Below are 21,239 nucleotides of genomic sequence, written 5' to 3' on the forward strand. Positions count from 1 at the left end.
CCCCCCCCCCCCCCCACCACAATAATTTCATAGTGAGAAAGTGTTTTATTTTGGCGATTTCATTTTTTATCTCTGGAAGCATATAGAAGATGGATATAGATAATTACATCTACAAAAGTTATATGTAAATCGCCCTGTGAAAATTGACGTTGGGAAATATAATTCTGATATGAGTGTTTTTAACTTTTACCCTTGAAGGAAGGGATGGTATTGAAATTAAAACCTATCTTCATATTTATATGGCATAGTTCATGGTTTGGATGCATGGAAGTGGGGTTATGCAGGGTCTGTATAAGTTGAGGTAGTTTATATAATTTAATGTTTTATTAAAATATAAAGGAGTTTCATGATGGAGTTCATTAAAATTATGGCTGGTTTATTTTTGGAGTTGTTGGGGGGATTACAGTCCAGCGGAGAGCTGTCTCAATGGCAAGTTCTTTTCATTTTTCTTCTTTCTATGCTTTTACTTGTCGCTTTTTTTAGGACTAAAACTATTCTAGGCTTTGTGAATGGGATGAAAAACAGTCGACTGAATGAACTAAAGAGTCTTTATTATTTTTTAGATAAGGATAGCATTGAGGCTAGAGGTATTAATAAAGAAATAGACAAAATAGTTAGATATCGTGTGTGCGGAGTTAGTGATGTTGCTACACAAAACTTGATTTTTAAATTGTCAGAAAAAAACAGCGATGTTATAGCACCATCTTTTTTTAAAAAATATCACATATGGATAGGAGCTGAAAATGGGGTTTTGCTTTTCAAGCAAGGCGCTATGTTTTGGATTGATAGTGTTTTTTTCGTATTTTTTGCATTTCAATATATTGCTATTGCATTTTTGTTTTTATTCCTTTCAATCTATCTTGGCGATGCGTTAGCATTATGGAGACATTTTTTACTTTACACGATGGCGATGATTCTTATTGTTATGTTTAGTTCGTTTTGGAAAATGGTGCCAACACGTAAAGAGTGTCGTCTTTTGAAATATGTGGTTAGCAAGCAATTCGAAGATACTTGTAACGATCCTGAACCCATGGGTAAAAAATTATAGCTATTGAGTATCATTAGTTATCATATGGATAAAAATCCATCTTAAATTGGCTTTTGGCTTCTAAAGTTCTATATGTTTATGTGTCTATGGCGGTACACAGGAAAAACCAGGATGCTCGGGTTCGTCCATCAATACACTCGGCTACAGAAGGGGGACCAACCAGCTACATCATTGAATTGTTCTTGTGGCCATACTGCGCATAACAAATTGGATGCTAAGTGAGAGCGTGAGTACACGTAGACACTGAGAAAAAACAAGACTTTATAGTATTAATAATTAAGGGGGGCAATCCCGGCTGCAGAATTTGGTTCGATCAGATGATGACGGCCCGGTGATAAGGCGCAGAAAATATGTAGGGTGAAGTGGTAGATACTTTTTGATAGAGTTGGAATTAATACTGAATATATTAAAAATATATTACTATGTGAAATAAATAATCATTATTGATTTAATGCCATTTTTATCAAATGGCATTTTCCTAGTTCACTCTGGATGAGAATAGTCAGGAGTTCCAATTCTGCTAAAAAAAGACCCTAGTCTTTCAACTAAAGATGGCACAAATTCGTTAGATAGACTGGCTATTCTTTTTGATAATAATTCTTTTTCTGTTTCCTCTCCTCTAGTGACAGAGCGAATTAAATTGAATTGAGCATAGTAAGGGCCATAATCCTCCCATGTATCTGTGGTTTTTACTCTAAATTTTTGAATAAAATGGGAGGTCGTTTCGTTATTATGATTTGTGAATTTTTTTATCTCTTTTTTAATGCTATCTGTTTTTTTTGTATTTCCTTCAGCTCTAGCTCGCTCAAGATTGCGTTCAAATTCTGACCATTGTTCAGATTTATCCAGCAAAGTAACGAGTTGATATGTTGGGTTAGTACCTTTCATTCTAACCATATCACAACGAGGAGTGACTATTATTTCTAATTTCCCCTCGCTTAGTATTATATCCCCTGTATCAAGACGCTCTTGTAGAGGAGGAATAAAAAAATACTCCTCTGGATGTACTGATTGATTATCTAAGTTTAAAAATGACGCATGTAAGTGAGTTGCCATATGTCGCTTTAGTGCATTTTCGGTAAAGCTTGTCTCTGATTTTCCTTCATCAACCCAATAACTCCATCTTGGCCAAATTGATTTAAAAAATATTGACGCCATTTCTTTTTTAAAGGATTCCTTCATTTTTTGAATTGCGGAGATCATGCTTTTCTTTTCGTCAAGCCAAGTGATAATCTGTTGGGAGATATTATCTCCTGTACCTTTAGTGAAAATTTTAACAGATTCTTCGTGATCATCATTCAAATCAACAATGCTAGGTTCACCTGTACAAACTGCTGCAACGGATAATGTACTGGAGGTGACGATCTTTAGAATTTCATTTCCGTCTTTATTTGGTGAGGCATCTTCGCTTTCAAGTCTTATATCTATTACAATGGCATCAAAATAGGAATGTAAAATTAATCTTTTTGCCTCATCTAGCGTTTTTGAAAAAGTTGAGTTGATATTGTATGTAGGTGCATCTTCAATGGCGTAAAACTCTAATGCTTCTTGCCATTTTTTTACTATTTCAATATCATCTTCAATTACTAATAAATTCATTTCCATGTTTTACCTACTTTTCTATTGGGAATTCAATGGTGAATTTTGTGTCTGGGTAATTTGAGCTTAGATACAGCTCTCCTTTGCTATGCCTGCATGCTTCCCTAGCAATCGCTAAGCCAAGACCGTGTCCTTCAGATTTTAATGTGAACCCAGCTTCGAAAATACTTTCCGTATCTTTATCGTCAATAACTGGACCGTTATTGGATATTGTTAGTTGCGCCATATTCCCATTGGTATTAACTGAGAGGGAAATTTCCTTTATACTTTCTTTGTGGGTAGAAAGCCAGAATATAGCATTTTTGAAAATGTTTAAGATGGTGTGTTGTAAATCTCCTTGATAACCATAAAGGATAACATTCCCTTCAACAAAATTATTGACGGTTATATCATTTTCAATTAACTCTTCTGATACCAAATTCAAAGAGCTTTCAATGACCTTATTTAATTCAAATGCTATTGGTCTACCTATCTTTCTTCCGGAAATGGGGTCTAAAGATTTAAATAATGAACTAAGACCCTTTGCTCCGGTTTGAATTGCTTGCCCATAAGTTGGATAATACTTTCTAACTAGCTCACCTTTTTTTGATTTTTCCAAAATATAAGGTGCGTTATCAATAATGGATTTTGCAGAGGAAATGATAGGTTCTAAGAAAGTTCTTCCATCATGAATAACTTGCCCTACAACCATACCGAGTGCTGCCCGGGATTCTAAAAGTTTTTGGTATTCCTCAATTTCATCTAGAGTCTTTGTAAGTGCTTGTGATTCTTTTTCAATCCGTAATAAAATTGGTTTTTGTTCCGCAGGAGAAAGTCTGCTCACAGCTTTAACTATTGTGTCTAGTGACGCAATATTACGCGCTTTATCTATATTTTTTTCTGGTTTGCGACTAATCCCGGCTTTTGCTCTAAAGTCGAATCTTTTTTGTTCTATTATTACAAGTATATTGGTAATTAGTTTAATCAGTCTATCAAATGCACTGTTGGTTTCTAAACCTTCCCGGCTACTTCGTTCTATTAAATTTGATTCTTGTTCAGAGCCAACATAAATGGAACCAGATACTTGGCTATGACCTAGTCTTTTTGAAGGGTTCTGAACTCGTCTTGATTCTAGATGTAACCAATCATTATCTGGTTCTCCATATGGTCTGATTCTAAATCCAGAACGGTATATCGCTACTCCCGTACCTTCGGAAAGAAGCGTGCGAGCCCCTCTTAAACCAAAATCTGAAAATACAAGTCCCATTCTGCTGAATAGTTTCTCAATTGATTCTTTTTCAAGATCAAAAATTTTTATATCTATTTCAAATGGACCACAACTCAACTCTCCTGACTCGTAGCTAGGAGAGTCGATGCTAATTTCTTGCGGAACGTTATCGCCCCTTATTATTGTGAATTGTCCTCTAAATACACCGGCCTTATCAAATGTTCCATTCAATCGATAGTCTGATTCATCATTCATATGATAAGGTTGTATTTTATTTCCACTGGTGTTTTCTATGTCCTTATTTTGTAATGCATCAACAATCCTGTTTTTTTCTAATAGCACTTCGCAGCCATTGAAATTGTATGGAGGAGGGTTATGAATGGTAAATTTTTCCAAATTAAGGAAAATATCAAATTGGTTGGTGGAGTGTTGAGGGGTGGCTAATCTTCTCAGCTCTCTTATAAGCTTTTGGAGCTTTTTTTTATCCCAGACTGTTGTTAGGTCTTCCACTTCTATCAGAACACCAGTCGGTTCTGGAGTCTCACTAACCTCCATGGAAATATCAATATCGATATCTTCAAGATACTTTTCCCTCTCAAAAACATCCCAGTCTAAATTAAGCTTTGTTACTTGATATTTTCCGGAAACAAATGCTGTACTAGTGAGTTTTATTTTTTTACCTAAGCTGGCTGAGGCGAAGCGCCCAACTCCCTTTGCACCAAGAACAGTTCTTTTTCCCGACTTTGATGTTCTGTTTTTACTTTTGGAGTCAGTAGCAGGCTCAAGCCAGTCATTCAAAATGGTATCGTGACTCATTCCATGCCCAAAGTCTCTAATGGTCAGCAATCCAGAGTTTTTTTCTGTATGAGGAGATATCGTAATCTCTACTGAAGGTGAGTCAGCATCATAAGCATTCTTTACTAGCTCGATAATCGCTGCCTCTGGTCCGCTGATGAGTTTGTCACCAATGGTCCTTATTATCCTTGCTCTAGGTCTTAATTTCGCCATTCTATTACATTCCTCATAATTAGCTTGATAAATATTTAATTTTAATTGAAATTTTGAGTATATTAATCTATGTTTTTTTAATTGTAAATAGTGTTTTTTGGGATTGATTTATTTTTAGTGAAGCACTAACAATAACTTAATTTCATTGCTTTATTTTTAAATTTTTATCTTTTTTAGATTGGTGCGATTTTTATAAATATAATTTAGACCGTTAATGGTTATATTGTTTTTGGCGATAAACCATCTAAGTTCTTCCTAGGGGCAACTTTCGTGATATTAATTTATATCATGGTTGGTTTTTATTTTTATTTTTATTTTTATTTTTATTTTTATTTTTATTTTTCAGTTTTTAGTTGAGTTTTATATTCTGTTATGTATCCACAAAGACCTAAATGATTAGAGTTTGTGGATTTTTTAGTGGCTATTTATATATTTTTGGTTGTAAGAGTGTTGTAAACAATTTCGGCAATCTTATTTGCTAAAAGAGGTGGTACCGCATTTCCGACTTGGTGGTACTGTTGGGTCCTGCCGCCTTGGAAAAAGTAGTTGTCGGGGAAAGTTTGTAGTCGAGCTGCTTCTCGCACAGTCAGACTTCTGCACTGTATCGGGTCATAATGAATGAAATAGTGTCCATCCTTGGAAATGTGGCTTGTAATCGTTGTCGACGGGTTATCTTTAATTTGAACCCTAAATCTGTCCGGAAACTTGCCTGACTCCCAGTTCTTATGAGCAGGAGCAAGCCTTGGCAAATTAAATTCCTTATGTCCCTTTGGCGATCTTTTGTGAACAGAAGCGAAGGTTGCGGCATAACCATAACGGGCAAGATCATCTATGCGGTGCCCACGAGTTTCATGGTTAAGCCAGACACTTAGGTAGGAGTCTAATAGCCATTCATCTAAGTTATCATGTCCTGTTTGTCCTAAATAACCGGATTTTCTAGGTAGCCTTATACTTCCTGTGGCTTGGACACAGCCGATGCTGGAAGCGTTTTTTTGTAGATAAGGTGCTAAATTTTTTACGGTATCGTCAGATGTCGATGCAGCCTCTGCCAGTGTTTGCAGTTCCTTACCAACTAGTTCTGCCCATAAAGTATTGGAGTCCTTTTCTTTGCTTAACAAACTTCTCAAAGCAGGGAGACCTCCAATAGCATCTTTGACTGATACTGGGTTTTGGCAGGACAACTTGGGCAACTTGTCTTGATAGCGATCTTCTCTTATCCCTAACAAAATGACTCTATGGCGAGCCTGCGGTATGCCAAAGTCTTCGGCACGAATGATATATTTCGTTAGATCCAGCTGACTCGGATCATCACCATCACTAAACACTTGATCGCTGACGAGTGACACTATGTGATAGCGCTGACCTTTTTTTTCTGCACTCAAGGCAGCATTTGGATTGGCAAGGTCTTTCAGGATTTCATGGAATATTTTTTGACCATTGATGGTAGACGAGAGGATTCCTTTAACGTTCTCCATGACAAAAATATCCGGTTGATAGTTTTGTATGATTCTCAAGTATTCACGATAGAGAAAATGACGATGATCATCTTCTGCCTTGTAATCAGCGTTACCTTTGTTTCTGGCTCTACCTACCAGTGAATACGCTTGGCAAGGCGGCCCACCAATTAACACCCAGGGGTCTTCAGTGGGGCGTTTATCTAATGCTGTTTTAATTGAAGCATCAAGAGTAGCATTTCCATCAACGCTGCCAATTTCTATGCACATAGCTTCTTTACCGGCCTTATGCCAAAGATCTTCTGTTTCACCGCTGTATGGTTTTTCGGCTTGGCCATTGCAAAAGCGATAGTAATCACCCAGTTTGCTTGGTCTACTACTACAGAGTAATCGATAGAAGGCTCGGAGACGGAGAGTTTGGTGAGCAATAGGATCCTTTTCAGCTGAAACTGCGATCTGGAACGCGGCCCCGTTTTTCAACGAAGAGAAGCCTTCACCCAAGCCACCAGGTCCGGCAAAAAGATCTACTATTGGAATCGGTAATGAAGTTGTACTCATGAGTTCTTTTTGTAGTTTTAATAAGGTAACCAGGATACCAGGAAGAGGCGCAAACGGGAAGTAATCATGGATGTCGTCGACCAAAAAACACGCTCTAGAATGATGTCGGGCATCAAAAACAAGAATACGCGGCCGGAAATGCTCGTACGTAAGTACTTACATGCGAAAGCTTTTCGATTCAGACTGCACGTTGCAGATTTACCCGGAAAACCCGATCTGGTTCTTCCCAAGCACAAATTGTGCATCTTTGTGCATGGCTGTTTTTGGCATCGCCATGAAGGATGTCGTTATGCTACGACTCCGGCTACTCGCACAGAGTTTTGGACTAAAAAACTTGCATCGAATAAACAACGCGATATTCGCGTCAAGATGCAACTGCTTGACGCTGGATGGCGAGTCTTCGAAATCTGGGAGTGCGGTCTTAGAAAGAAAGATGGTGATTCCTTAAGTTGGTTGCCAGAGTTTATCAACAGTGATGTTCAGACTCTCAGTTGGCCTGACTATGTTTGCAGTGGGGATATGTAGTCAGGCCACAAGCTCCATTCGTTCTTGGTTAGAACGTCCCCATTACCCCAAATCCCCCCCGTTGCTGGCAATCACTTTCTTATACCACCAGAACGATTTCTTGCGGGTGCGGGCGAGGGTGCCGTTGCCCTGGTCGTCGCGGTCGACGTAGACAAAGCCGTAGCGTTTGCTCATTTCGCCGGTCGAGGCGGCCACCAGGTCGATGCAGCCCCAGGTGGTGTAACCCAGCACCGGCACGCCGTCGGCGATGGCGTCGGCCATGGCGCGGATGTGTTCGCGCAGGTAGCTGATGCGGTAGTCGTCCTCAATTTCGCCTGCTGCATTGAACTCATCGTGCGCGCCCAGGCCGTTTTCCACCAGGAACAGCGGCTTTTGGTAGCGGTCGTACATCATGTTCATGGTGATGCGCAGCCCCAGCGGATCGATGCCCCAGCCCCAGTCGCTGCGCGGCAGGTGCGGGTTCGCCAGCGATTTCACCACGTTGGCGGCGCTGCTGTTGTTGTCGTTCATGTCGGCGGAGGCGCAGCGCGAGGCGTAGTAGCTGAAGGAGACGAAGTCGACGGTGTGTTTCAGGATGTCGGCGTCTTCCGGCGCCATCGCGATGCTCACGCCTTTCTCGCGAAAGACGCGGGCGGCGTAGGAGGGGTAAGCGCCGCGCGCCTGCACGTCGATAAAGAACAGATTCTCGCGGTCTTTCTCCAGCGCGGCCCACACGTCTTCCGGCTTGCTGGACCACGGGTAGAAGTTGCCGCCGGCCAGCATGCAGCCCACCTGGTTGGCGGGGTTCACTTCGTGGGCGATGCGCGTCGCCAGCGCGCTGGCCACCAGTTCGTGGTGCGCGGCCTGGTATTTCACCTGTTCGGGGTTCTCGTCCGCTTCAAACACCAGCCCCGCGCCGGAGAACGGGCTGTGCAGCAGGATGTTGATCTCGTTGAAGGTCAGCCAGTATTTCACCAGTCCGTCGAAGGCTTCGAAGCAGGTGCGGGCGTAGTGGGTGAAGAACTCCACCATCTTGCGGCTGCGCCAGGAGCCGTATTCGGTCACCAGGTGCATCGGCACGTCGAAGTGGCACAGGGTCACCAGTGGCTCGATGCCGTATTGGCGGCACTCTTCGAACAGGCTGCGGTAGAAGGCGATGCCCTCGGGGTTGGGCGTCAGCTCGTCGCCGTTGGGGTAAATCCGGCTCCAGGCGATGGAGGTGCGGAACACGGTAAAGCCCATCTCCGCCATCAGCGCGATGTCGTCGCGGTAGCGATGGTAGAAATCGATGGCGTCGTGGCTGGGGTAAAACTCGTCGTCGCGCAGGCTAAAGCGCTTCTCCAGCCCGAGTTTGACCGCCATGCGGTGCGGGCCGTGCGGGATCATATCGACGGTGGTCAGCCCTTTGCCGCCCTCGCGATAGCCGCCTTCCGCCTGGTTGGCGGCTAAAGCGCCGCCCCATAAAAATCCTTTAGGGAATGTTGAATCGGACATGCAATCCTCTGGTGTCTCAATGCGTTGCGCTGGCGGCGTTCGCCGCCGGTGCGGTTTGGCCGGGCGCGGCGGCGTTTTCCGGCAGATCCTCGAAGCCCAGCATCAGCGTGAGCGCGAACGACAGCACCACCGAGAGCGCCATCACCGCCACCACCCACACGATGCTCATCGGATTGGCCGGATCGAAGAACTGCACGCTGGTGAACAGCCCGGGCGAGGCCATCGAATGGCTGGCCAACCCGCCGATGCCGGCGACCGTGCCGCAGACGAAGCCGCTGATCAGGCTGGCGATCAGCGGCCGTTTCAGGCGCACCGCCACGCCATACAGCGCCGGTTCGGAAATCCCCGCCACGATGGCGGAGGCGGCGGCGGCCAACGCGGTCTGGCGCAGCTCGCGGTTCTTGGTTTTCAGCGCCACCGCCAGCGAAGCGCCGCCCAGCGACATGTTGGCGCCGATCTCCGAAGGCATCACCATGCCCTCTTTGCCGGTCTCGGCGATGGTCTGGATGATGGTCGGGGTGAACACCCGGTGCATGCCGGTGATCACCAGCAGCGGCCAAATTGCCCCCATGATGGCCACGGAGAGCCAGCCCAGGTAGCCGTGCACGGTATAGACCAGCGCAGAGATGCCGCTGCCGATCCAGATGCCGAGCGGACCGATAAGCAGAATGGCGATCGGCGCGGCGATCAGTACGATCAGCATCGGCTTGAGGAAGTTCTTGGTCACCGCCGGGGTGATGCGATCCACCCCACGTTCGATGTGCGACAGGATCCAGGTCATCACCAGCGCCGGGATCACCGTGTAGGTGTATTTCACCGCCGTCACCGGGATGAAGGCGAATTCCACCGCCTGGCCCTGCGCCGCCTTGGCCATCAGATCGATAAAGTTGGGATGCACCAGCACCCCGGCGATGGCGATCGCCAATGACATGTTGGTTTTGAACTTCAGCGCCGCCGAGGCGGCGACCATCACCGGCAGGAAGAAGAACGCGCCGTCGCCGATCACGTTGAGGATGACGAGGGTCGAGGAGCCTTTCTCGAATACCCCGGCCATGTCCAGGATCATCGCCAGCAGCTTCACCATCGAGCCGCCGATGATGGCGGGGATCAGGGGCGACATGGTGCCCACCAGCGCGTCGAGAATGCCGGCGCCGATGCCCTTCAGGGTGAGCTTGCGCTTCACCGGGGCGGCGGGGGCCGCCGCGCCCGGCATGCCGAGCGCCAGCACCGCCTGATAGGCCTTGGCCACCTCGTTGCCGATGATCACCTGGCACTGCTCGCCGCTGTGCACCACGCCCAGCACGCCGTCGATGGCCTTCAGCGCCGGCGTGTCGATCCGCGCTTTGTCTTTCACCACGAATCTCAGGCGGGTCATGCAGTGGGTCACGGCCTCGATATTGCCCGTGCCGCCCAGGGCGGCCATGATGGCGTGCGAGATCTCTGCGTAGTTCTTCGGCATGGCGTGTCGTCTCTCAGATAGCAATTCGGATAGCCCAAAGGCGAATATTTACTGCCTGGGCGATCCGTCGTTCCATCCGTATGAAACGCCCATAAGAAACCGGTTTCACAAAATCATGTATTGGTGTTTTGTTGTTGGCAAGAATTATGATTTTTGGCGTTTCGTTTTCGTGATCTGGATCGTCAGAGGTAAGCGCATACCGATGTGCAGGGGCGTGAAAACGTTCCAAACGCCGGGCGTCTTGGGTAGACTGCGCTGAACCCATGGATTTTGGCGGCGCACAGATGGCAACGATACTCGAGGTGGCGAAAAAGGCCGGCGTTTCAAAGGCGACGGTGTCGCGCGTTTTGTCCGGTAGCGGCTATGTCAGCGAGGAGAAACGCGCGTTGGTGGATAAAGCCATTGCGGAAACCGGCTATCGGCCCAACCTGCTGGCGCGCAGCCTGGCGACCAACACCACCCAAACCCTCGGTCTGGTGGTCACCAACACTCTCTACAGCGGCAACTATTTCAGCGAACTGATGGCGCAGTCGGCGCGCATCATGGAGGCGAACGGCCGCCAACTGATCCTGGCGGACGGCAAGCACACCGCCGAAGAGGAGCGGGCCGCCATTCAGTTTTTGCTGGATCTGCGCTGCGACGGGGTGATTATCTATCCGCGTTTTCTGTCGATCGCGGAAATGGACGAGATCGTCTCCCAACACCGCCAGCCGATTCTGGTGATCAACCGGCGGCTGCGGCTGAACGACAGCTACTGCATCTTCAGCGATCAGCACGCCGCCGGCGCGGCGGCGGTGGCGCACCTGATCGCGCGCGGCCATCGCGACATCGCTTTTATCACCGGCTCGCTCGATTCCCCCACCGGGCTGGAGCGGCTTTCCGGCTACAAGTCCGCGCTGGCGCAGCAGGGCATTGCGGTTAACGAGGCGTTGATCGTCGAAGGAAAATGGCACGCGCAAAGCGGCGTGGCGGCGGTCGATGCGCTGCTGGCCGGCGGGCAGCCGTTCAGCGCCATCGTCGCCGGCAACGACGAGATGGCCATCGGCGCGATGAAGCGGCTGGCGGAGCGCGGCGTGGCGGTGCCGGAGGCGGTATCGGTCATCGGCTTTGACGACATCCCGCTGGCGCCCTATACCGTGCCATCGCTGTCGAGCATGAAGATGCCGGTCACCGAGATGATCCAGGAGACCATCAACCGCCTGCTGTCGATGCTGGACGGCGGCGAGCTGAGCAAGCGCCCCAGTTTCCCGGCCAGCCTGATCGAGCGCGAGTCGGTGGCGGCGGGGCCGTATTGGGTTGGTAACTGATCTGCCGATTTTTCATCCATCGCCTCAATAGACAAACCCGTCGGCCGGCCTTATATTGCTAATGAGAATCACTATCAAAAACCTCGCCGACGGTCGGCGTCATCACTCACAGGCAGGGCGAACATGTCTACGTCCCCTCAACGGTTACTGCAGGAATATCATCAGCAAGCGCAGGACTATGCGCTGTCGGACATGCTGCGCGCGCGGCGCGGCGTGTTGGCCGCCGACGTCGATATCGAGCTGGATGAACCCCACCGCGCGGGCCTGAAGATCGTGGTGATCCGCCGCGGGCGTCTGCGCTGTGAAAGCGGAGCGGGGCCGCAGGTGGAGCTGAACGGCCCTTCGCTGTTGCTGGCCGCCGGGCGGGACGACTTCGTGTTGAACAACCTGTTCCAGGCCGGCGAACCGCTCGATTACACCCTGATGCAGTTCTCCGCCGCCTGGCTGGAACAGAACGATGTCCGCCTGCCGCCCGGCCTCGATGGGCGGCGGCATGCGCAGTTGGTGCCGCTGGCGGCGCCGGCAGCGCTGATTGGCCAGGCCCGGCAGCTGTTCGCCTGCCCGTTGCACGAGTCTCAGCGCGGGCTGTGGTTCAGCGCCAAGGCCAACGAACTGGCGGCGCATTGCCTGCATCAATGCTGGAACCGCAGCGCCGCCGCGCCGTCTGTTGGCGTGCGCCTGGCTGCGCGGGACGTGGCGCGCCTGCAGCTGGCGCGTGAAATCCTGTTGGCGGAGATGGAGCAGCCGCCGAGCCTGGATCGACTGGCGCAACGCGCCGGGTTGAATACCCGCAAACTCACGCAAGGGTTCCGCCAGCTGTTTGGCGCCAGCGTGTTCGGCCTGCTGCAGGAGCACCGGCTGCAAACCGCCTGGCGCTTGCTGAGCGAGCAGGATCTGCACGTTTCCACCGTCGCCTGGCAGGTGGGTTATACGCCGGCGCACTTCTCCGTCGCTTTCCGCAAGCGTTTTGGCGTCATGCCCTGCGACGTCAAAAAGCGTTAGCCACGCAATCGAAAGAAAAAGTCCCGCCGACGAAAGCCTTTGCGGATGAAGGCGCCCGCCGCTTGTGGCTACAGTAGGCGCCTTTGCCGTGGAGGATCTCATGCTGAGTGACCTGCGGGCGCTGACGCGTCCTTTCCGCATCATGTTGTATTCCGCGCTGGCGCTGCAGGCGCTGGCCGGCGTCAGCTCGCTGTTTCCCTGGCTGGCGATCGCCCGGCTGGTGGACGCCTCACCGGCGGCCTATCCCTTTTGGCTCGGCGTCGCCGCCGGTGGCCTGGCGCTGTGGCTGTTCGCCCAAACGCTGGCGCTGCATCTGACTCATCTGCTTGACGCGCGTTTGTGCCACCGGCTGCGCAGCCAATTGGCCGCCAAGCTGGCACGCCTGCCGCTGAACTGGTTTGTGCGACAGGGCGAGAACGGCGCCGCCCGGGCGCTGTCGCAGGACATTCAGGCGCTGCATCAGCTGGTGGCCCATGCGCCGGCGGAACTGGTGCAGCTGGCCGTCGTGCCCGGCTGCGCGCTGGCGCTGCTGGCGGCGGTGCAGTGGCCGCTGCTGCTGTTCGCGCTGATACCTTTGCTGGCGGCCGCGCTGCTGTTTCGCGTCATCCGTTCGCCGCGCCTGCGGCCGGCGTTTGAACAACGCGATCGGGCGTTTCGGCAGTTGAACGACGATTATCGGCAGCTGGCGGCGCATCCGCTGTTGGCGCGCCAGTTTCCCGGTGCGGGCATCGAAGCGCGCGCCCGGCAGAGCCTGCGGGACTTTCTCGCCGCCTTTCACCGCTGGCTGCGGCGTATCGGCGCGCTCGGCGCCGTGACCCAATTGCTGCTCAGCGCCGCGCTGTCGGCCGGCTGGCTGTTGCTCGGCGCCCGCTGGCTGGCGCCCGATCTCACGCTGGCGGAGCTGGCGCTGTTCGTGTTGCTGTTGCGCAGCGTGTCGCAACCGGTGATGGCGATGGGGCACGGCGGCGATGCATTGCGCGCGGCGACGCTGGCCGCCGGCCGCATTCGGGCGCTGCTGGCGCATCCCGAAATACGCTGGGGAGAGCGCTCGGCGATCGCTTCGGCGCCGCAGGGGGCGGCGCTGCGGCTGAGCGATCTCGGTTGCCGACAGGACGAACGCTGGTTGTTGCAGGGCGTCAATCTGGCCGTCGAACCGGGGGAATGGCTGGCGATTGTCGGGGCGTCGGGCAGCGGTAAAAGCACGCTGCTGCGGTTGATCGCTCGTTATAGCGAGCCGGATAGCGGAACGGTATCGCTCAACGGCGTGCCCGCCGACGCGTTTTCGGCGCAGGCATTCAATCAGATGGTGGCCGTGGTGCCGCAGGAGCATGCGCCGCCGGCGATGTCGCTGCGCGACAACCTGACGCTGTTCGCCGCCGGGGCGGAGGCGGCGCAGCTGCGGCGCGTGCTGGCCGCGCTGGGGCTGGCGGCGCGTTTGCAGGAGCGGTTGGATGAGGCGCCGTCGCTTTCCGGCGGGGAGGCGCAGCGTCTCGCCATTGCCCGGGCGTTGCTGGCGCGGCGGCCGCTGCTGTTGGCCGACGAACCGACTTCGGCGCAGGATCGGCAGAGTCGCGAACGCATCCTGACGGCGCTGGCGCAGCTGCCCGCCACTCGGCTGGTGGCAACGCACGACGCGGAACTGTGCCGCCGCGCCGATCGGGTGGCGGTGCTGGCGGAGGGGCGGTTGCTGGCGGTCGGCACGCCCGCCGCGCTGGCGCAACATCCGGCGCTGCTGGCGGCGTTGGCCGAGCGCCGGGAGGTGGACGATGAAGCGTGAGCTGGCGCAGGCGCTAGCCCCGGCGCTGCTGTTGATGGCGTTGGCCGCGGCGCTGGAGGGCGTCTGCGCCTTGCTGCTGGCGGCGGCGGTGGCGAGCTGGCGGCAAAATCCCGGCCATTGGTTAGGGTTGCTGGCGCTGGCCACGCCCCTCGCGCTGGCGGTGCAGTATGCGGCGGCCACCCGCGGTTTCTTCGCCGGCGGCGCGGTGATGAACGCGTTGCTGCGGGCGCTGTTCCGCCGTCTGCCGCGCGCGCTGTCGCCGCAGGAGCAGGCGCCGGGCCTGTTGACCGGGGCGATCGGCCAGGCGATGTCGGCGCCGGCGCACCTGCTGGCGCCGCTGGTTGGCGCGATCGTCACGCCGTTGACGCTAGTCGCCGGGCTGGCCTGGCAGAGCCTGGGAATGGCGCTGGCGTTGCTGGCGGCCGGCGTGCTGCTGGCGCTGGTGTTGCGCGGTTCGGCGGTCCGGCTGCACCGGCGAGAGCGGGAGCTGGGGGAGGCCAACCAGAATATCGAAGGGGCGCTGATGCAGTTTGCCCGTCATCAGGCATTGCTGCGCTTCGGCTACGGGCAGGCCGCCGCCGCCGAAGCGCTGACGCAGCGGTTGGATAGCCATCATCGAGCGTATGCCGCGCTGCTGCGCCAAAGCCTGCCGTATCATCTGCTGTTCAGCGCCGGGTTGCAGCTGACGCTGTTGGCGGCATTGTGGTTCGGCGCCCATGAGGTGTTGGCGCAGCGCCTGAACGCCGCCCAATGGCTGGCGCTGATGATTGTTCTGGCCCGCTCGTTGGAGCCGCTGCTTCAGCTTTCTCACCTCGATCAGGCGCTGCGTCAGTTGAAGAACGGCTGGGGCCAACTGCGCCAGACGCTGGCGGCGCCCGCGCTGCCGTTGCCGGAGCGGGACGGCCCGGCGCCGCAGGACGACGGCATCGCGCTTGAGGCGCTGAGCCTGGCGGCGGCGCACGGCGGTTGGCGGTTGCGGGAGATAGGCGGAGCCTGTGCCGCCGGAGAGATGTTGGCGATCGTCGGCCCTTCGGGCGCCGGCAAAAGCAGCCTGCTGAGCCTGATGGCGCGCACGCAGGATCCGACGGCGGGGCGGGTGTTCTACGGCGGCCGTGACGTGCGCGCGCTGTCGGCGCGGCAATTGGCGAGCGGGCGCGGCGTGATGTGGCAAGACAATCGCCTGCTGCGCGGCAGCGTGCGCTGGAATCTGACCCAGGGGCGAACGGATATCGGCGATGAGCGTCTGCTGGCGCTGTTGGCGGCGCTGGATCTGCCGCCCGACGTGCTGGAAGAAGAGGTCGGCAGCGACGGCGATCGTTTCTCCGGCGGGCAGAAGCAGCGGCTGTGCCTGGCGCGCACGCTGCTGCAGGGGGCTCCCCGGCTGCTGTTGGATGAACCGGGCGCCAGTCTGGATCGGCGCAACGCCGAACGCGTGGCGGCCCTGCTGGCCGGCTGGCCCGGCACGCGGGTTGTCGTCACCCACGATCCCGCGTTGGCCTGTCGGGCGGATCGGGTATGGGTGCTGGAAGGCGGGCGGCTGACGGCGGCGGGCAGCCCGGATGCGCTGCGCGAGGCGGGGGGGTGGTTCGCCCGTTTCTGCCAGGCGAAAATGACCGGCGATCGATAGAGAAACTCCGGCAATCGAAAAAGTCGCGGCGGCCGTTTTGTTAGATTGATAACGATTATCATTTAACAATAACAACCAGGGAAAAACATGCGACTCATTCACCTCTCACCAGTGGCGGCCGCGACGCGCCGCGGCGCGTTGCTGTGCGCGCTGTGCGGCACCGGGGCGCTGGCGCAGGATGCGCCGGCCAAAACGGACGTAAAAGAAGATACCCTCACCGTGACCGCCGGCGCGGCGGCGCGGGATGACTATGTGGCTCCCGGCGTCACCACGCTGGGGAAAATCCCGCTGAAACCGCGTGAAGTGGCCCAGTCGGTCAGCGTGATCGATCGCCAGCAGATGGACCAACAGAACCTCACTTCGCTGGACGCGGTGATGACGCGCGCCACCGGCGTCACCAGCGCCCCCTTCGTGTTGCTGACCACCGCGTGGTATGCGCGCGGCTTCAAGATCGATTCGTTCGAACTGGATGGCGTGCCGACGCTGCTGGGCAATACCGCCAGCTCGCCGCAGGACATGGCGGTGTACGAGCGGGTGGAGATCCTGCGCGGCTCCAACGGCCTGCTGCACGGGCTCGGCAACCCGGCGGCCACGGTCAACATGGTGCGCAAGCACGGGCTGGCGCAAAACCGCGCGCAGTTTACCGCCAGCGCCGGCAGCTGGAACCAGTATCGCGGCGAAGCGGACGTGGGCGGCCCGCTGAACGCCTCGGGCAGCGTACGCGGCCGGGCGGTGATGGCATGGGAAGACCGCGATTATTTCTATCGCGTCTCGGATCAGAAAACCCGTTTGCTGTACGCCACCGTCGATGCCGATCTGACGCCGGACACGTTGCTGCGCGTCGGCGCGCAGTACCAGACCATCGATTCCGTCACCAACATGGCCGGGGTGCCGATGGGGAAAGACGGCAGCGATCTGCACCTGCCGCGCAGCACCTATCTGGACGTGGACTGGGATCGCTTCAAATGGGACACCACGCGGCTGTTCGCCGCCGTGGAGCAGCGGCTGAACGACGCCTGGCAGCTCAAGCTGAGCAGCGATTATCTGTATGCCAAGTCGCGGCTGCTGTATGCCGGCGCCTGGGGCAACGTCGATCCGGCCACCGGCGACGGCGCGGCGCTGATGGGGGGCGCCTATCGTTTCCGCAACCGGCAGCTGGGGCTGGATGCCAGCCTGAACGGCAAGATCGACGCCTGGGGACGACAGCACGAGCTGATCGTCGGCGCCAGCTACACCCATGCCGAAGAGGAGCAGTTCACCGCGCAGTTAGATCCGGCGTTTCAGGTGCCGGTTAACGTCTATCGCTGGGATCCGCACGGCGTGCCGAAGCCGGCGATCGGTGCCTACGGTTCGCCGGGATCGACCAAAACCATTCAGCGCGGGGTGTACGGCATGGGCCGCATCAAACTGGCGGAACCGCTGACGCTGGTGGCGGGCGCGCGTGAGAGCTGGTGGCAGCTGCGTTCACCCAGCGACAGCCTGGAGGAGAACGCGCGCCTGACGCCCTACGGCGGCCTGATCTGGGACTTCGCCGAAGACTGGTCGTGGTATGCCAGCTACGCCACGGTGTTCCAGCCACAGACCGGCAAAACCTGGAGCGGGCAGATGCTGAAGCCGGTTGAAGGCCGCACGCTGGAAAGCGGGGTGAAGGCGTCGCTGATGCACGGCGCGCTCAACCTCTCGGCGGCGGCGTTCCGCATCGATCTGGAGAACAATCCGCAGGTGGACCCCGATCATCCGGGCGGCGGTTTCGATACCTGGTACATCAGCGGCGGCAAGGCGCGCAGCGAAGGCTTCGAACTGGAAGGGCGCGGCTATCTCACGCCCTGGTGGGACGTCACGCTCGGCTACACCTATACCGACACGCGCTACACCCGCGACGTCAGCAACCAGGGGCGCGCCTACAACAGCCTGACGCCGCGTCATATGCTGCGGCTGTGGAGCGATTACGATCTGCCGTGGGATCAGCGCAAGTGGAGCATCGGCGGCGGCATCCAGGCGCAGAGCGCGTTCAGCAGCGCCAACGGCGCGACGACGCTGCGTCAGGGCGGCTATGCGCTGGTCAACGCCCGGCTGGGGTATCGCATCGACGAGACCTGGTCGGCGGCGCTCAACGTCAACAACCTGTTCGATCGCCGTTACTACGCCGGGCTGTTCTCGCCGCAGTGGAACAACCGTTACGGTGAACCGCGCAACCTGATGTTCACCGTCAAGGCCGAGTTCTGATGAGCCCGCGCGTATGGGCGGCGTGCCTCGGCAGCGCCATGGGGGGCGTTACCCTGGCGCTGCTGTTGGCGCGCGGCTACCCCTCGGCCGACCCGCTCGATCGGCTTTACGGCGCGCTGTTTCTGGCGCTGTTCGGCGGCATCGCGTTGCTGACGTATAGCCTGCTGGCGCCGGACTGGCGTCGCACGCTGCTGCGCGCCTGGCTGTGGTGGCCGCTGCCGCTGGCGCTGTTGGAGGCGTGGCGATGAGCGCCGTCGCGCGACGGGCGTTGGCGGCGCTGCATCGGGGCTGCGGCGCGCTGTTCGGCTGCGCGCTGTTCGTGATCCTGTTCACCGGCTGCTGGAGCCTGGCCGGCGACAGCTTCACGCTGTGGTGGAACGGCGTGACGATGAGCGGCGAGCAACGGCCGTTGGCGCAGCTGCTGGACGACGCGAAAGCCTACGGTGAAGACGGCGCGGCGCCTTACGTCATACTGCCGAGCGCGCGTTATCCGGTGATTCGCTTTTGCCGCGCCCCGGACGACTGCGCCCTTGCGCTGAGCGCCGTCAGCGGGCGGCCGATCAGCCTGACGGCGCCGACCACGCTGTTGGTGACGCTGCACAAGAACCTGTTTCTCGGCTTTCCCGGTCGGGTGTTTCTCAGCCTGTTCGGCATTGCGTTCACTGTGTTGCTGATCAGCGGGATCGCGCTGCATGGCCGACGGCTGCGCCAGCTGTTGCAGCTGCGGCGGCGTCAGGGGCTGCGGGTGCTGCTGTTCGATCTGCACAATCTGTTGGGGCTTTGGTGCTATCCGTGGCTGGTGATGTTCGCTTTGACCGGCGCGCTGTCCGGCCTTGGCGCGCTCGGTACGGTGCTGCTGGCCGACCGCGTCAGCCCCGGTGCGCCGCAGCGGGTGATGGCGCAGTTGATGGGCGGCGCGCAGCCCGCGCCGCCGATGCCTGACGCCGGGCGTACTCCCGCGCAGACGCTGGCGGCGCTGCGGCGCCAGGCGCCGGAATTTACGCCGCAAACCCTGCAGCGCGCGCCGGATGGCGCACTGCTGGCGGTGGGCGGCGTCACCCGCGGCATTCCCAGCAGCGCGCTGTTCGAGCAATTTCGTTTCGGCAGCGGCGAGCAGCCGGCGCTGATGCGGCGCAGCGCCGCTCGTCAGGGGCCATGGACGCGCGCGTTCATCGCCGTGCAGCCGTTGCACTATGGCCAATACGCCTGGTTGCCGCGGGCGGCGGCGGCGGTGAGCGCATTGCATTTTCTGGCCGGGTTCGGCGCGGCGACGCTGGCGCTGAGCGGGCTGGGATTGTGGTGCCTGCGGCAGCCGCAGCGCCGTGCCGCGCGCTTTATCACCGGCGTCTGCTGCGGTCTGACGGTGGCGGGAAGTTTGCTGTTGGCCGCCCGGCCGCTGGCGGCGTTCCCTGCCGCCTGGCTGTTTTGGGGAATGTGGGGCACGGTGGCGCTGTCGGCGTGGCGGGTTTGGCCGGGGTGGCTCTTGTTCGGCAGCGGAATGGTCGGCGGCACGGCGCTGCTGGCGGCGGCGCTCGGCCATATGCTCAGCGCCGGCCCCGGCCTGTACTGGCTGGACAGCGCTTTATTGTTGGTCAGCGCGGCCCTGTTCGCCGCCGGCGCCTTGTTATGGCAATCGCGCGGCGCCTGGCCGCGCCAATCGGAGTAAAATATGCGACAACTATTGCAACATCGGCATCTGGTGCTGACCCTGGGGCTGCTCTATTTCAGCCAGGGCATCCCGATCGGCATCGCCATGGATGCGTTGCCGACCCTGCTGCGCCATGACGGCGCCAGCCTGCAGGCGCTGGCGTTTTTGCCGCTGGTGGGGCTGCCCTGGGTGGTGAAGTTTCTTTGGGCGCCGCTGGTGGACAATCACTGGTCGCCGCGCTTCGGACGCCGCCGCAGTTGGATTATTCCGCTGCAGTGCGTAGTGACGCTGTGCCTGATCCTGCTCAGCGCGGTCGGCATTTCCGCAGCGGCGGCCGGGCTGTGCGTCGCGCTGCTGGTCGTCGCGTCGCTGGCCAGCGCTACGCAGGATATCGCCACCGACGGCATGGCGGCGGAACACGTCAGCGGTGAGTTGCTGTCGCGCGTCAATGCCATTCAAATCGCCGGGGTGATGAGCGGCTTCTTCGTCGGCGGGGCGGGCATGATGATGCTGAGCGCCAGAGTCGGCGTGCAGGGTGCGCTGCTGGCGATGGCGATCTTCCCTGCCGCCAGCCTGCTGGCGATTGGCCGCTTCCGGCAACACGCCGATCTGCCGCCCGAACGCGCCGCTTCGCGTCCGGCCAGCCTGCTGCGCACGCTGCGCCGTCGCGGCGCGGCGCGGTTGCTGACGCTCACGCTGCTGTCGGCGGTGACCGCGGTATCCGGCTTCGGGTTGGCCAAGCTGTTTTTAACCGATCACGGTTGGACGCCGGCGCAGATCGGCCAGATCGGCATGGCCGGCGGCATGGTGACGCTGGTGCTCGGGTGCGGCGGCGGCGCCTGGCTGGTGAGCCGGCTCGGGGTGTGGAAGGCGTTCGCGGTTGGCCTGGGTTGCGCGCTGGGCGCCGCGTTATGCTGGCTGGCGATGGCCAACTGGGGCCTGCAATCCGGTGGCGTGATCGCCGCGGTGATGGGCGGCGCGCTGGCTTCCGGCGTGACCTCGGTCGCTATCATGACTGCCGGCATGCAGTTCGCCGCGCAGGGCGATCAGGCGGGCACTGACATGACCATGGTGCAAAGCTCGCGCGATATCGGGGAAATGGTCAGCAATATGCTGATGGTGGGGATGACCGCCAGCCTCGGTTACCGTTTCTCCTTCGGGTTGGCGGCCGCGCTGGCCGTGCTGCTGCTGGGCATCAACCTGGCCAACTACCGGCGCCATGCGGGGGCGCAGCGGCAAGAAGAGTAGAGGCGATCGCTGGGGCCGGTTAAGCCCGGCCTCGATGTTTAACCGCGAAACGGTCCAGCTTCCCGGCCGGCCA

General features: G+C 56.5%; 15 protein-coding genes. 10 read left to right on the forward strand and 5 right to left on the reverse strand.

Going from position 1 to position 21,239, the window contains the following annotated elements; all coding sequences use genetic code 11:
• The first annotated feature begins 346 nt into the window (after positions 1-346).
• A complete protein-coding gene (locus tag ACJ8HA_RS23225) occupies positions 347-1,048 on the forward strand; it encodes a hypothetical protein (RefSeq protein ID WP_442515535.1) in 702 nt (233 codons plus the stop codon).
• Positions 1,049-1,531: 483 nt separating this feature from the next.
• Here ACJ8HA_RS23225 and ACJ8HA_RS23230 read toward each other — a convergent pair whose 3' ends face one another.
• The 3 genes from ACJ8HA_RS23230 to ACJ8HA_RS23240 all read right to left on the reverse strand — a co-directional run bounded on the left by ACJ8HA_RS23230 (position 1,532) and on the right by ACJ8HA_RS23240 (position 6,958).
• On the reverse strand, positions 1,532-2,653 hold the full coding sequence (locus ACJ8HA_RS23230) for a hypothetical protein (protein WP_197786124.1): 1,122 nt from the start codon (positions 2,651-2,653) through the stop codon (positions 1,532-1,534).
• Between the two features lie 7 nt (positions 2,654-2,660).
• Positions 2,661-4,862 (reverse strand): ATP-binding protein, encoded by a 2,202-nt coding sequence (locus ACJ8HA_RS23235; protein WP_197786122.1) that lies wholly within the window; start codon positions 4,860-4,862, stop codon positions 2,661-2,663.
• A 425-nt stretch (positions 4,863-5,287) separates the two neighbouring features.
• Positions 5,288-6,958 carry a DNA cytosine methyltransferase gene (locus tag ACJ8HA_RS23240; RefSeq protein ID WP_442515536.1) on the reverse strand — a complete coding sequence of 557 codons (1,671 nt, stop codon included), beginning with the start codon at positions 6,956-6,958 and terminating at the stop codon, positions 5,288-5,290.
• Here ACJ8HA_RS23240 and ACJ8HA_RS23245 point away from each other — a divergent pair.
• Positions 6,941-7,399, forward strand: coding sequence for a very short patch repair endonuclease (locus ACJ8HA_RS23245; RefSeq protein WP_071845097.1), 459 nt, complete (start codon positions 6,941-6,943; stop codon positions 7,397-7,399). The two genes, ACJ8HA_RS23240 and ACJ8HA_RS23245, sit on opposite strands and share 18 nt — an antisense overlap.
• Before the next feature lie 42 nt (positions 7,400-7,441).
• On the opposite strand, the gene ACJ8HA_RS23250 is transcribed toward ACJ8HA_RS23245, so the two are convergent.
• On the reverse strand, positions 7,442-8,872 hold the full coding sequence (locus ACJ8HA_RS23250; RefSeq protein ID WP_197811257.1) for a 6-phospho-beta-glucosidase: 1,431 nt from the start codon (positions 8,870-8,872) through the stop codon (positions 7,442-7,444).
• Between the two features lie 16 nt (positions 8,873-8,888).
• Positions 8,889-10,331, reverse strand: a complete 1,443-nt coding sequence (gene ascF, locus ACJ8HA_RS23255) for a PTS cellobiose/arbutin/salicin transporter subunit IIBC (protein WP_442515537.1) — start codon at positions 10,329-10,331, stop codon at positions 8,889-8,891.
• A gap of 284 nt (positions 10,332-10,615) precedes the next feature.
• On the opposite strand from ascF, the gene ACJ8HA_RS23260 reads away from it, so the two are divergent.
• The 8 genes from ACJ8HA_RS23260 to ACJ8HA_RS23295 all read left to right on the forward strand — a co-directional run bounded on the left by ACJ8HA_RS23260 (position 10,616) and on the right by ACJ8HA_RS23295 (position 21,166).
• Positions 10,616-11,638 carry a LacI family DNA-binding transcriptional regulator gene (locus ACJ8HA_RS23260; protein WP_145956992.1) on the forward strand — a complete coding sequence of 341 codons (1,023 nt, stop codon included), beginning with the start codon at positions 10,616-10,618 and terminating at the stop codon, positions 11,636-11,638.
• A 123-nt stretch (positions 11,639-11,761) separates the two neighbouring features.
• Complete coding sequence (locus ACJ8HA_RS23265) at positions 11,762-12,640, forward strand: helix-turn-helix transcriptional regulator (RefSeq protein WP_060434065.1); 879 nt, start codon at positions 11,762-11,764, stop codon at positions 12,638-12,640.
• A 100-nt stretch (positions 12,641-12,740) separates the two neighbouring features.
• Positions 12,741-14,417: an ATP-binding cassette domain-containing protein gene (locus ACJ8HA_RS23270; protein WP_442515538.1), complete on the forward strand. Its 1,677-nt coding sequence runs from the start codon at positions 12,741-12,743 to the stop codon at positions 14,415-14,417.
• Positions 14,407-16,044 (forward strand): ATP-binding cassette domain-containing protein, encoded by a 1,638-nt coding sequence (locus tag ACJ8HA_RS23275; protein ID WP_147823111.1) that lies wholly within the window; start codon positions 14,407-14,409, stop codon positions 16,042-16,044. The genes ACJ8HA_RS23270 and ACJ8HA_RS23275 overlap by 11 nt, the downstream gene beginning before the upstream one ends.
• An 87-nt stretch (positions 16,045-16,131) precedes the next feature.
• Positions 16,132-18,270, forward strand: a complete 2,139-nt coding sequence (locus ACJ8HA_RS23280; protein ID WP_197769267.1) for a TonB-dependent siderophore receptor — start codon at positions 16,132-16,134, stop codon at positions 18,268-18,270.
• Positions 18,270-18,518: a hypothetical protein gene (locus ACJ8HA_RS23285; protein WP_049279053.1), complete on the forward strand. Its 249-nt coding sequence runs from the start codon at positions 18,270-18,272 to the stop codon at positions 18,516-18,518. The genes ACJ8HA_RS23280 and ACJ8HA_RS23285 overlap by 1 nt, the downstream gene beginning before the upstream one ends.
• Entirely contained in the window at positions 18,515-19,936 is a 1,422-nt protein-coding gene (locus ACJ8HA_RS23290; RefSeq protein WP_442515539.1) for a PepSY-associated TM helix domain-containing protein, read from the forward strand. Before ACJ8HA_RS23285 ends, ACJ8HA_RS23290 begins: the two co-directional genes overlap by 4 nt.
• 3 nt (positions 19,937-19,939) lie before the next feature.
• Positions 19,940-21,166 carry a RhtX/FptX family siderophore transporter gene (locus ACJ8HA_RS23295; RefSeq protein WP_442515540.1) on the forward strand — a complete coding sequence of 409 codons (1,227 nt, stop codon included), beginning with the start codon at positions 19,940-19,942 and terminating at the stop codon, positions 21,164-21,166.
• Positions 21,167-21,239: the final 73 nt, after the last annotated feature.

It is taken from the genome of Serratia sp. CY33802 (assembly GCF_052169095.1).
Lineage (GTDB): Bacteria > Pseudomonadota > Gammaproteobacteria > Enterobacterales > Enterobacteriaceae > Serratia > Serratia bockelmannii.